Annotated in this window: 7 protein-coding genes and 4 pseudogenes; 6 read left to right on the forward strand and 5 right to left on the reverse strand. The window is 60.8% G+C overall.

Translation table 11 applies throughout. The features are described 5' to 3' along the window. Nucleotides 1–146: 146 nt before the first annotated feature. Nucleotides 147–787: pseudogene (locus ACVWZ8_RS15595) on the forward strand (IS3 family transposase); the annotation flags it as partial. A 41-nt stretch (nucleotides 788–828) separates the two neighbouring features. On the opposite strand, the pseudogene ACVWZ8_RS15600 reads toward ACVWZ8_RS15595, so the two are convergent. Beyond that, nucleotides 829–945: pseudogene (locus ACVWZ8_RS15600) on the reverse strand (hypothetical protein); the annotation flags it as partial. A 508-nt stretch (nucleotides 946–1453) separates the two neighbouring features. Between ACVWZ8_RS15600 and ACVWZ8_RS15605 the strand changes: the two are divergent. After that, a complete protein-coding gene (locus ACVWZ8_RS15605) occupies nucleotides 1454–3202 on the forward strand; it encodes a fibronectin type III domain-containing protein (RefSeq protein WP_456505105.1) in 1749 nt (582 codons plus the stop codon). Nucleotides 3203–3547: 345 nt separating this feature from the next. Here ACVWZ8_RS15605 and ACVWZ8_RS15610 read toward each other — a convergent pair whose 3' ends face one another. Continuing rightward, nucleotides 3548–5242, reverse strand: coding sequence for a TIGR03767 family metallophosphoesterase (locus tag ACVWZ8_RS15610; RefSeq protein WP_456505106.1), 1695 nt, complete (start codon nucleotides 5240–5242; stop codon nucleotides 3548–3550). Between the two features lie 179 nt (nucleotides 5243–5421). Continuing rightward, a pseudogene (locus ACVWZ8_RS15615) lies at nucleotides 5422–5686 on the reverse strand (UDP-N-acetylglucosamine 2-epimerase); the annotation flags it as partial. Nucleotides 5687–5744: 58 nt separating this feature from the next. Here ACVWZ8_RS15615 and ACVWZ8_RS15620 point away from each other — a divergent pair. The 4 genes from ACVWZ8_RS15620 to ACVWZ8_RS15635 all read left to right on the forward strand — a co-directional run bounded on the left by ACVWZ8_RS15620 (nucleotide 5745) and on the right by ACVWZ8_RS15635 (nucleotide 10749). Then, nucleotides 5745–6023: a hypothetical protein gene (locus ACVWZ8_RS15620; protein WP_456505107.1), complete on the forward strand. Its 279-nt coding sequence runs from the start codon at nucleotides 5745–5747 to the stop codon at nucleotides 6021–6023. A gap of 101 nt (nucleotides 6024–6124) precedes the next feature. Further along, the gene (gene wecC, locus ACVWZ8_RS15625; protein ID WP_456505108.1) at nucleotides 6125–7399 is read left to right on the forward strand and encodes a UDP-N-acetyl-D-mannosamine dehydrogenase; all 1275 of its coding nucleotides are present in this window, start codon (nucleotides 6125–6127) and stop codon (nucleotides 7397–7399) included. 121 nt (nucleotides 7400–7520) lie between these two features. Beyond that, a complete protein-coding gene (locus ACVWZ8_RS15630) occupies nucleotides 7521–9017 on the forward strand; it encodes a glycosyltransferase (protein ID WP_456505109.1) in 1497 nt (498 codons plus the stop codon). A gap of 331 nt (nucleotides 9018–9348) precedes the next feature. Beyond that, nucleotides 9349–10749, forward strand: coding sequence for a glycosyltransferase (locus ACVWZ8_RS15635; protein ID WP_456505110.1), 1401 nt, complete (start codon nucleotides 9349–9351; stop codon nucleotides 10747–10749). A gap of 118 nt (nucleotides 10750–10867) precedes the next feature. Here ACVWZ8_RS15635 and ACVWZ8_RS15640 read toward each other — a convergent pair whose 3' ends face one another. After that, complete coding sequence (locus ACVWZ8_RS15640) at nucleotides 10868–11857, reverse strand: endonuclease/exonuclease/phosphatase family protein (protein WP_456505963.1); 990 nt, start codon at nucleotides 11855–11857, stop codon at nucleotides 10868–10870. 21 nt (nucleotides 11858–11878) lie between these two features. Beyond that, nucleotides 11879–12217 (reverse strand): annotated as a pseudogene (locus ACVWZ8_RS15645) (fibronectin type III domain-containing protein); the annotation flags it as partial. Nucleotides 12218–12540: the final 323 nt, after the last annotated feature.

Raw genomic sequence — 12540 nt, forward strand, 5'->3', positions numbered from 1 at the left:
CTGTGCCGCGAGGTGATCAGCACGTCCAAGCCGATCAAGGACGTGGCCACCTCGTACGGTGTGGGCCCCGAGACGCTCCAGGACTCCTGACATTGCCATTTAATTTGTGAGTGACGTTTCGCGGTTTTTGATCTCGAATCGCAGGATCCGGGTGCTCTCCCGAGTTGGTGCGGCAGATCATGCGCTGTCAGGGCCTGGTGGCCTGTCAACCACGCCCGTTCTGCATCACCACCGAGGCTGACGCTTATGCAGCAGCGGGCATGCCCGACCTCGTCAAGCGGGACTTCACCGCCGGCCGCCCGGGGGCGAAGTTCGTCGGCGACATCACCTACATCCACTCCCGGCAAGGGTTCGTCTACCTCGCCACCGTCATCGACAGCGACTCGAAGAAAGTCGTCGGCTGGTCCATCGCCGATCACATGCGCACCGAGCTCGTCGCCGATGCGCTCAAGAACGCCGGCCGCTAGGACCCGGATCGAGCCTCTCGCGACCTGGCACTCCGATCGGGGCAGCGTCTTACACCTCGACGGATTTCAGGGCCCTGGTAACCGGCCTGGGCATGCGCTCGTCGATGGGACGCACGGGCGTGTGCTGGGACAACAGCACGGCTGAATCGTTCTTCTCGATGCTCAAGAACGAGCGCGTCTATCGGACCGTTTACGCGACTCAATCACAGGCTCGGAGCGACGTCATTCGCTACATCGAGGGGCGCCGTCATTCCGGGCTCGGTTACCGGCGGCCTAACGAAGTCCACCATGGTTATCAACAGCCAACCTTGGCAGCGTAGAAGAATCCACTAATTCCGCTGTCCGAAATCTCCGCGGCAGCTCAGTCTTCTGGAGCACAGTTCCGGCGGTCAGCGACCTGATAGCGGCAGGCGGCGCATTCCCACAGCCCGCGAGCCGCAACCGGCCACCCGGACTGTCCCTTGCGTCGGGGACAAACGTAGCCCTCAGGCTAGACGGGTCATGCCGATTCGGCATAGCCCGTTCCGTGTCGTAAAACGGCCGCACCTATCCGTTCGAGCACGTCTAGGGACCGGCTGCGCCGGTTGCTTGCTGGCTCCGGTGCTCACTACGGCTGAATGCGCGACCCGCCGCTTTTCTCCTGTCCTGGCTAACGAATTGGCGGATATGGCCGATGGTAGCTGGTGCGGGAATGTCTCCATTTAGCACCGGTGGGCCTTGCATGATATCCAAGGCGGGCCGGAAGAAACGTTCCCAGAAAATATGGAGCGAAAACGATAGACGTGTTGCAACGCGAATCAAGCACCAAGGGAAGGTTTCAGATGTTGATCGGCTTGCGAACAGGAAGACGCCCAAGACTGGGCGCGGCAGCGGTTCTCATGACAATAATGCTCGTTTTGGGCGTGGGTGCGCAAAGCGCTGTCGCTGCGACGGCTCCGCCCACGGGGCTGAAGTCGACTTCTCAGACAACCTCAAATTACCTGAGCATGTCCTGGAACTCCGTAACGGGCGCGGTCGGATACCGCCTCATGTATTCGACCAAAGCCGACATGAGCACTCCCTTCTATCGCAACATCGCCTCCGGCCTCACCGGGGGCTACGGCGGACTGACGCCGGCGACGACTTATTACGTCAAGATCAAGGCCTTGAACTCATCCGGCGCGGACCTCACCGCATATTCCGCCGCCGTAACGGCTAAGACCCTCCCCCCGATGCCTGCCCCTCCGACAGGCCTGAAGCCCATTTCTCAGACCGCAAGTTACTTGACCATGGGCTGGAACTCCGTTTCGGGGGCGGTCGGATATCGCCTCATGTATTCAACCAAGCCCGACATGAGCGCACCCTTTTATCGCAACATCGCCTCCGGCCTCACCGGGGGCTACGGAGGTCTGACCCCGGCAACGACTTACTACGTCAAGATCAAGGCCTTGAAATCATCCGGCGCGGACCTCACTGCATATTCAGCCGCCGTAACTGCCAAAACTCTGGTGGCCCCACCCGCTCCACCGGCGGGACTGAAGTCCACAGCCCGCAGCACCACGACCTTGACTTTCGCCTGGGGCGCGGTTCCGAATGCGACACAGTATCGGCTGGCTCTGAGCAGCAAAGCTGACATGAGTGCCCCGACATACGCAACAGCATCGACCACTACAGGCGAGGTGCGTGGCTTGTTGCCTGCAACCCCGTACTACGCGCAGGTGCGGGCGCTCTCGGCAACCGGAGGCGGAATCACTTCCTACTCCACCGTTGCCAAGGCAACGACCGCGGCTGTGCCCGTTCTGCCGGCTATCACCCGGCCGCTGTCCGTTGCCTCCTACAACATTCGTTGCGCTACTTGTATCGAGGGGCTGCCAGAGGAAAAATCCTGGGCGGATCGCCGAAGCGCCGTTGTACAGACAATCGTTTCCAAAATGCCAGACGTCATTGGCATCCAGGAAGCCTCACAAACCTGGCTGAACGATCCGAGACCAGGCGGCTACACACAATTTGAGGATCTACGAGATCGCCTGGCTTCCGCGGGTGCACAGTACAAACTCACTAACTCGAACCGTAACAACTGTGTCGACTCGCGGCTTCCCGCGAGCTGTGTCTATGCCGACCAGGGCGCCTCAGCCGGGACGAGGATCTTTTACAATGCGAAAACTGTCAAGGTAGTGCGGTCGGGCTCGAAGTTACTCCCCGCAGCTTCGGGGGCGACCGTCCCCCGTTTCGTTGCTTGGGCAGAGCTAGTCCAACTGTCCACTGGCAAGCACTTGTTTTTTTCCGACGCACACCTGGAGATCGGCAAGGACGCTGCCTCCAACGACCTCCGCAAGCGGCAGGCCCAGGCTGTCCTGGACACCGTTAAGAGCCGGAATACGGGCAACATGCCGGTCGTTCTCGTAGGCGACATGAATTCCAATAAGTGGACGGAGCCGGCCAACGGCCCTTACGACGTGCTCACGAGCCAGGGACTAGTGGATCCCCTGGGTAATACGTTCAAGAGCTGGTACCCGAGTGGTGCGGCGACGGCTGAGAAGGTTGTCAACCGGCGCGTCAACAGCTGGAACGGCTTTGAACGAAGCGTCCGACAGGGGGCCGCTGGAACTAGTGGAACCTACATCGACTACATTTTCACATCCAAGATGCGGGTTCCGTACTACGAAAACGTCGCCAAAATCGACGCACTTGGGAACTATGTAGGAACGATGCCCTCGGACCACAACATGCAGTTCGCTACAGTGGGTCTGCCCTGATCCGAACACGGAGGTGATCTGACGTGCCGCCGCGCCTCTACCGCAGAGTGGGGTGGGGTCGATGTCCCCGCTGCCGGTGAGGGTCTGCCGGACCAGGGCGTGGGCCTCCTCACCGGCGCGGGCGCAGCCGGTGTTGGTGCGGATTTCCCGGGCAAGGGTGGCCGCGCTGTTGAATGCGGCCATCCGGATCGCGTGGCTGAGCAGCTTCTTCTCGGTCTCCAGGACCGGCTGGACGGGTGCGATCTCCCCGAGCGGCATTAGCCTTGGGCTTCGGGTGCGGACGCGCCCATCGCGCGCCCGTTCCGGCGACAGGGGAAGTTCGTCGGCCGTTGGTGGGAGCAGGCGTCAGAAGGGTTTCCGCAATATCAAATCGACATTCTGGTCAACGTCGCGTCCCATCTTTTCAGCGCGGTCAAGTCCCGGGCGATTGCCTGCGAGTTCGAGGCTCAAGGCCGCCAGGGATTGCGGCGTGTGGGTTCCTTCATGCACCACGCTCTCCGGGGCCGAGTGGTCTACCAAGGTCGCAGCGATGGACAGTGTGCCGTCGCCGTTGTCCAGAAGTTCAACAATTCTTGATTGTTGCGGATAGTCAATGAGTGAGGCCGTAGTGATTTCCCAGAACCCGCCGTATTCATATTTCCCCTCGTGGGGGGTCACCCTGTGCTTGTGGATGTGGCCGTTCATCCAGGCGATCACATTGGGAAAACGGGAGAGGAGATCCAGAACAGCTGACCGGTTCAGCGGCGGCGGCCCGTCGTCGGAGGAGCGCTCATCCTTGTCAAAGGAGGACAGGGGATGGTGGCTAAACAGGATCACGAGACGATCCTGAACCTTTGACGTGGTGAGCTTGCCCTTTGCATCGTAGGTCTTCCGGGAGACGCGCTGTAGTTGTTCCTCCAACCACTCCGCCTGGGCGGTGTCCAGCACGGCTCTTATGCCGCCATCCGGGCTCGCCGTGTTCAGCATGATCCCGATAACGTCCTGCGAGATCTCGAAGGTGTAGTAGGGCGCCACTTTGGCGTTTCGGCCGGAACTTGATGGAGCTTGGGCGGCATTCGCCGGCAAGGCATCAATGAATTCAGTCTTGCTGAATGGGCGGCGAAGCGTGGAGGCGCGCACTTTTCGCGAAGGCATAGATGCGATGAGAGTCTGGCGTTCACTGTCGCTGGAACCCTCCACCTTTTTCCAGAAGTCCGAGGTGTCCATGCCACGAGGCAGGCGGATCGGAAGCTGGTTGCCGATCCGCAGAGTGTCCAAAAAGTCATCCTTCGGTGAATCGGACGCCGAACGCCCGGATTCGTCGTGATTACCAAAGCCGAGATACCAGGGGAAGTTGGCACCTTCCGCTGCTACTGGCTTGACTGCGGCCGCGAGGAGTCCTGGAACCGTGGGATAACCGTGCAGCGTTTTCCAGTTGTCCGGGGGTATCAACGAATACTCCGGTTCGGGATGCCAGATGCTCTTGGAGAGTTCGAGAGGAGCCGGGCCGTGATCCTGGACCCCTTGGTAACCGCCGCCGGGGTGCGAGGTCACTGGAAGGCCCTCGAACACGCCCACCGCCGCCGCCAGTTCACTGAGGGCATATGCATTTGTAAGATCGCCCGTAATCACCAGACAGTCCAGAGTGCGTTGACCAAGGGGGCCACGCCGGACGGCATTGAGTTTCCGGATCGTTGCGTCCAACACATGGACTGTGAATAGGTCTTGCGGCCGGAATCTTGTCGAGCTGGGAAATTCATCCGAGAAGTCGACGTACTGCCAGAGAAAGGTCAGCCGACCCGGATTGGCTGCGTCGAGGACATGGGTGTCAGTCAGGTGGCCGAAAGTCGCCAGAGCTGTCCGTTGGCTCTTTGGAGTGCCGTTCCGGGGGCACAGTTCTTCGCGTACTTGTGTCTCGAGGGCCGGTCCGCTTGTGAGTCGGCGGTAGGGTAGGCGCTGCACTCGCCGGGAACCGAAGGTGACTGTGGCGTCCAGGGTCGTCAGTGGTGCACCAACCTGCAGTTTCGTACCTGCCGCGCTGGGAGTTTCGGGCGGTTTCACGCCGGTAGATTCAGACAGCCCCAGCACGGTGAACCCGATGGCGCCAGTTGATGCCCACCGAATGGCGTCCCGTCGTGATATTTGCATCTTGTCCCGCTGTCGCACGTCTTGGTGTGGCCCTTACTGCCCTGGATGCCGGCATTCGCCGGGACAGGATCGTCCGAAGATTCTATCAGCGCCTACCCGCCGGCGAACTCGCCGATCCGTGAGCCGACGCCGAGCAAATCTTCAATTTGCCGCCACGGTTCGCACGGCGGCCTTGCCGTCCCCGTAGGGGTTGACGGCGTTCGCCATGGCGGTGAAGTGGTCCTGCTCGTGCAGCAGAAGGGCCTCGGCCACAATCCGGTCTTCGTCCGTTCCGATCAGAAGGACCGTGCCGGCGTCGTCAGCCTCGGGCCGTTCGGTGTTCTCCCGCATCACCAGCACGGGCTTGCCCAGGCTGGGATTGGCATGAGGCTGTGCATGGACCTCCCCCAAGAGGCGCGAGCGGTGGTTTGTAAGGATGGCGTTTGCTGCTGTAGGTCATTTCCTCAACGTCCAGGACCAGCTCAGCGGCGCGTTTGGTGGTTGCGGGGCGTTCTGGTGCGATCGGACCGCCGCGATCCTGCGGTTCGCGGGCATGGAGCACCGCTATACAGACTTCGTGATGGGGCCGGCCATCATGGTCCGCCGGGAGGTTTTCACCGACCATCCGTTCCAGCACGTCGCCGTGGGCGAGGACACCGGATTTCTCCGGGCCGCCCATGCCGCGGGTAAGATCGTCTACTTGGCGGCGCTTTAACTACTTTCAGGTCCGCACCGGTGACGGGCACACCTGGCAGGTCGAGGATGCGGAACTGCTTGCCTCCGGCGAGCTCAAATTCTATGGAAAGTTATCTGAACATGTTGACATCTAGCACTGTGGCGACGGAGGCCCCGATCAGGACGGTCGCCGTCGTCGGGCTCGGCTACATCGGGCTGCCCACGGCGGCCATCCTGGCGACCAACGGACTCGAGGTGATCGGCGTCGACGTCAATCCGGGCACCGTGGCCGCCATCAACAACGGCGACGTGCCGTTTGTGGAACCGGACTTGAGCATCCACGTCGCGGGCGCGGTGAGCCAGGGCCGGCTGCGGGCCCAGCTCGAGACCCCCAGCGCGGATGCCTACATCGTGGCGGTGCCGACGCCGTTCCAGGCGGACAAGTCCGCGGATATGTCCTACATCGCCGCGGCGGCGCGCGCCATCGCCCCCACGTTGCGTGGTGGCGAACTGGTGATCCTGGAATCGACGTCGCCCCCCGGGAGCACGCGCCAGCTCGCCGAGCTGATTCTGGGACTGCGCCCCGATCTCAGCCTTGATGGCAAGGACGGCAAGCCGGTGCTCCTGGTGGCGCACTGCCCCGAGCGGGTGCTGCCTGGCCGGATCATGATTGAGCTGGTCACCAACGACCGGGTGGTGGGCGGCCTCACGCCCGAGGCTGCCGAGGCTGCCGCGGCGCTCTACGCGGTGTTCTGCCAGGGTGAGATCCACCTGACGGACGCTGCAACGGCGGAGATGTCCAAGCTTGTGGAGAACGCCTACCGCGATGTGAACATCGCGTTTGCGAATGAGCTTTCCGTCATCAGCGACAAGCTGGACATCGACGTCTGGGAACTCATCCGGCTGGCCAACCACCATCCCCGCGTCAACATCCTCCAGCCCGGTCCCGGCGTGGGCGGGCACTGCATCGCAGTGGACCCGTGGTTCATCGTGGCGGCCGATCCCGAGAATTCCGCCTTGATCCGGACCGCGCGGGAAGTCAACGACCGCAAGCCCGGGTACATCGTGGAACAGGTCCGGAAGGCCGTGGGCAGCGTCAGCCGCCCGGTTATTGCCTGCCTGGGCCTGGCCTTCAAGGCCAACATCGACGACGTCCGCGAGTCGCCGGCGGTGGAGATCGTCCGGCGGGTGGCCACGCAGCACCCGGATGCCGAGATTCTCGTTGCGGCACCGCACAAGGATCATCTGCCGCAGGAACTGGCCGCGATACCCAACATCCGCCTCGTCGAGACGGATGCGGCGGTTCAGGCCGCCGGCGTGGTGGTGCTGCTGGTCGATCACGACAAGTTCCGGGAGATCGAACCGGACGCCCTGGCGGGCAAACAGATAGTCGATACCCGCGGCTTCTGGCGCTGACGGAATAGTCGAAACTGACTCGCAATGGTGAACTGGAACGTTCCTGTGAAGAAAAGAAAATGGGGATTAGTTGAACTCTGATCCAGCAGCCACGCTGCTTCCGGCCGGCAGGCATTTTGCCGTGACCTGGAGCCTGCCGGCAGAATTCGCAGGACGAACGAACGCCATGCTGCACCGGTCGCGGTCATTCGCCTCCAAAGGCGGAGCGCCCGTCGACATCCTGACCTTCGACGGCTTCCGGGACTACTCCGTTCTCCGCGGCGTCCTGGAAGAACGGGGCTTCCTCTCGGACGGCACCCGCATCCTGAATCTCTGGGAAGACCTCCCGGCTATGGCTGCACTGGACGGGTCACCGTCAGCCCATGCCGCTGCCACCGAGGCTGACGCCTTTGTTGCGTACTCTCCCTTGTCCACCCAGAGTGCCCCGAACCTCGTCGAGCTGGAGGGCCCGCACAAGCGTCTGGCGCGCTACGCGGACGACGGAAAAACGCTGTTGCAGGTCGATCATTTTCGGTCCGACGGATCGCTCCTCTTGTCGGACCGGCACGACGCGAAGCAACTGGGGGTACACGGAGGGCGGGCGCTGACCCTTTGTGATTCTGCAGGCCTTCCCTTTCAGGCGTGGGGATCCGCCTGGGGTTTGTATCGTTCCTGGCTCGACTTCGTCGTGGCAGGGGAACAAGCGTACTTCGTGGTGGACAATAAGAATACTGCTCGCTTCATGGCGAGTTACCAGCGAGACACGGCCGTTGTGTTTTACCAGGTCCATGAAAGCCATCTGGAAGACGCTACCGCGGGTTTCACGTCAGAAATGACCGCGTCTGCTCAGGAAGTCTTCCCGCTGCTGGACGCCTTCGACGGCGTTGTCTTCCTCACGGAGCAGCAGGCGACTGACGTGCGCAAGAGGCAATCTGACGTTGGAAGCACTTACGTCATTCCGAACGGAAGGTCCCTTGAATCTGCACCAGAATCCATGGGCACGCGAAAAGCGCGGACTGGTATGCAGGCCGCGACTCTCAGCCACCGAAAGCGCGTTGACCACTCTGTCCGGGCCATTCACCTTGCGAATTCCCTCCTCCCGGCTCCTGTCGGGCTAAGAGTTTTCGGTGACGGATCCCAGCGCGCCCAGTTGGAGGAGCTGATCATCGACCTGCAGGAAAGCCACAACGTTAAGCTAATAGGTCACGTCACGAACGCTCAGTCCCATTTCAAGGAAGCGTCGTTTTCGTTGTTGACCAGCACCTCGGAGGCCTTGCCTCTGGTCATTGTGGAGAGCATGGCGGCGGGCTGTATCCCCATCGTGTACGACCTGCCGTACGGCCCCGCGTCCGTCATCACTGATGGAGTTGACGGATTTCTTGTGGAGTACGGAAATATCGAGAAGCTTGCGGCATGCATAGCCGTCTTCGTCGAGATGCCGCTCTCCCACGTGGAGCGGATGCGCGATGCCGCGCGGAGGAGGGCGGATGACTTCTCGGATGGAAAGGTTGTCCGGCTCTGGGTGGACGCCATGAAGGAGGCATCCGCCCGGAAACGGGTCAGAAAAGTTGATCATACGGTAGAGATAACCGACTCCGCATGCCTGTACGGGGCCGGCGGAGCCCTGAATTACCAATGATTCATCGGTGCGTACTCCGTCCAATTCGCCTTCGAGTCGGATATTCTTGCCGCAATAGGAAGCCGCACAGTAGGCGTGTACCTTGAACCCGGCTAGGTGGAGCAACTGCCGTGACTCGGATGCCGTTGACGGACGCCAAGGCTCTGCTCCGCGCCCGTACGCAACGGCGCACGGCAACATGAGCATCAGCTTCGCTTAAACCTGATACTTGAACAACCACAGATACGAGCCAGAAATGCCTTCAACAAATAACGAAACTCAGTCGCCGATAAAGATTCCGGCGGGTTATCACTGCGCCGTCACCTGGGGGATACCCGTAGACTTCGGCGGCATGACCAGCGCTCTTCTTCGGCGTTCCAGGGCATTTGTCCGCGAAGCCGGAGTACCTGTCGACATTCTCACCTTCGAGTATGACAACACCCTCGATGATGTGCGCTGCGAGATGCAGGTTGCCGGTGAGCTGGTTCCGGGTATGCGCCTACGGAACCTTTGGGAAGAACTTGCCGCCCTGCCGGACGAAGGGCTGTCCGTGGCCCGCGCAGACAAGAACCTTAAGGGAACTTTTGCGCCAATCTCCGACGATGAGCCTCATACCCAGGAACTTTCGGAGGGGTCCTTGGGCCGCAAAATACGCGTCGATGCCGCGGGAGACAAAACACTCCAGGTGGACTATTTCCGTGCCGACGGGAGCCTGTTCGTCGCGGATCAGCGCGACATCAAGGAACATGGCACCGAGGGTGGGCGGCTTATCACCCTGTGCGACCACAACGGGGAACCCGTAGCGGCCTGGAACAGCATGTGGGCGCTGTATCTTTTCTGGCTGGACACCGTTGTGGGCACCCAGGAAACATTCATGATCGTGGACAGTAAGTCCACCGCCAATTTTATTACGCGTTTCCGCCGGGACAATGTGGTGACCCTGCATCTCGTGCACAATTCGCACATGGCATCCGGCCAGGTTCCCCCGCACGGGGAGTTGAGCTCCGTACGCCGTTATGTCTTTGAACGGTTGAATACGTACGACGGGATCGTGCTGCTGACCAAGCGCCAGAAGGACGATGTTGATTTGGCCTTCGGCAATCCCGGCAACACGTTCGTTGTGCCCAACAGCACCGAGCTCCCGGAAAGCCTGCCATCGTCAGCCGGGCGTTCCCAGACCCGCGGGGTGATGCTGGCAAGTCTGACAACCCGCAAACGGGTGGACCAGGCCATTCGGGGAATCGAAAAGGCAAACACCCTGGCAGGCGGGCCATTTGACCTGACCATTTACGGACAAGGCCCGGTCCGGGAACAAATGGCTGCACTCATTTCCAAACTTGGCTTGAATGACAGCGTCCGCCTCGGCGGCTTCGACAACGATCCGAGGGCACGGCTCTCGGAGGCGTCTTTCGTGCTCCTGACGAGTCGAATGGAAGGTCTGCCGCTGGTGCTCCTGGAGGCGATGAGCGTCGGCTGCATTCCGATCGCCTACGACATGCCCTATGGACCTGCCGACATCATCGAGGACGGCGTGAATGGATATTTGGTCGAGGCGGGGGACATCGAGGGCCTGGCCGAGCGGATCGCCCGGCAAGGCTCCCTTTCGGCTGACGAGCTGGAGTCCATGCGGCAGGCCGCCAGGGAAACTGCCGAGCGCTTTGACGACCACTCAGTGACCTCGCAGTGGGCCACTGTGATGCGGTTGGCCGTGGACCGCAAACTTGGCCAGATGGCGGATTCAGTCCCGCAGTAGTCTCACGAGCCGGAAACCGCAGAGGACCCGTGGTTCTGTTGGGTTGGCATGGATTTTTCTGAAGTCCGGCCGCTAACCGAACCGCGGGTCCTCAATTTATGTCCGAGGGGACCGACTCCTAGGGGAGCTGGACCGTTGCCTTGACCATGTTGTGATCAGAGGGAATGGTACCGATGAAGTTCCCACTGGAATCAACATTCACCACCGTGCGCCATTCAACCACGCGCATTTTGGACGTGAAGATGTAATCCAGGTAGGTCCCGTTGCCCCATGCGTTGCGGGCGTTGGCCCGACGGTTGAAATCGTTGTAGCTGTCATAGTTCGCCCCAACCGTCTTCTCAGCTGTCGCCTTCCCGCTGGGCAGATCGGTGGCGTACGTGTTGCCGAGCGGATCAACGTAACCGGCCGCCGTCAGGACGTCATAGGGCGCATTGGCCGGCGACGTCCATTTATGCGAGTTCAGGTCTCCCGTCAAGAGCACGGGAAGACCCTGGGGGTTGCGTTTCTTGATTTCTGCAGTGATGGCCTGCGTCTGCTTCGTGCGTAGGTTCTGGTAGTCAGTTCCGCCGCCGGGCTCCAAATGTGTGTCACCGACAAAGAATTTCTTGTTCGTTGACTTTTGGGTGAATATGCCCCAGGCCAAGTAGCGGGGGTTGTCTGTTGCCCGGATTACCGGCAGTGCCAGGGAACCCTGGCTGACCAAGGAGACGCTGGTGGCGTTGTAGTAGAGCTTTGTGCCTTGCGAGGCGCCCTTATAAGCATAGACACACCCGGTGGGCGTCGTGTCCTTCACGCAGTTGTTGCGCTTGTTGTTCGTGAGCTGATAGTTAGCTCCAGCCGCCTGAAGCCGCTCTTGGAGATCCTCAAATTGGGATATGCCGCCGGCCCTGGAGTCATTGTCGAGCCAGCCCTGGGACGCCTCTTGTACGCCGATCACATCTGGCCTGTGGGCCTTGATATTGCTAATCACTGCGGACCTACGGCCGGCCCACGTCAACTCGTTCGCGGCCGCCGAGAAGCAGTTGGCGCACTTCACGTTATAGCTTGCAACCGAGAGTGGATTGACTACGGGGGCAATAACCAGTGCAGTCTTCGTCTTGGTTGTCATGGCGGCTGAATAGGGGCTTAGGCTCGTGGTTCCATCTGCAGAGATGACTCTGACTCGAAGATAATAGGTGGTGTTGCTCTTCAGTCCGCGTAGTTCGGTCGACGTGGTTGTATACCGGTTGTACGTCGAGTCCGAAAAGTCAGCCTTGGTGGAATATTGGACCCGATATCTCGGCGCGCCGCTAACGGCGTTCCACGAAATGAAGACGGACGTGCTTGTTTGAGCCGGGGACTTGAGGCCGGACGGAGCGGGAGTCGCCGCAAACGCTCCCGGGGCCCCGGACAGAAGGAGAAGTATTGCCATGATCAGAACGGAAAGCGGGCGAAGACGAATTGTCGAGCCACGACTGTTTTTTGGCATGCGAGACCTTATCAGTGGGACTTTGGACACCTGAAGGGCGGCAAAGAGCGCGAGTAAAAGGTGCGGTTAAGCGACAGGAGTTGCCAGCGGACACCATAGTGTGGCACGAGCGAATCCATATGTACAACGCGCAGGGATCATTCTGCGATTTACTTCTCGCAGCCACGGCAACCGCCCGGGCTGAGCGCATCGAATGCGCAAATGGAGGACCTGTTCCAGGCCTGGATTCTGCACCTCGCACGCCTAACGGATGCGCTTTACGTGCCGATAGCTAGGGATAGAACTCGCACCCACGGAATCGATGCGTCGGATGATTCCATATC

Source organism: Arthrobacter sp. UYCu723 (assembly GCF_054059215.1).

Coding starts and splice junctions, on each gene's coding strand:
- ACVWZ8_RS15605 (WP_456505105.1), top strand. CDS start 1,454: ATGTCCTGGAACTCCGTAACGGGCGCGGTCGGATACCGCCTCATGTAT.
- ACVWZ8_RS15620 (WP_456505107.1), top strand. CDS start 5,745: ATGGCGTTTGCTGCTGTAGGTCATTTCCTCAACGTCCAGGACCAGCTC.
- wecC (WP_456505108.1), top strand. CDS start 6,125: ATGTTGACATCTAGCACTGTGGCGACGGAGGCCCCGATCAGGACGGTC.
- ACVWZ8_RS15635 (WP_456505110.1), top strand. CDS start 9,349: ATGACCAGCGCTCTTCTTCGGCGTTCCAGGGCATTTGTCCGCGAAGCC.
- ACVWZ8_RS15640 (WP_456505963.1), bottom strand. CDS start 11,857: ATGACAACCAAGACGAAGACTGCACTGGTTATTGCCCCCGTAGTCAAT.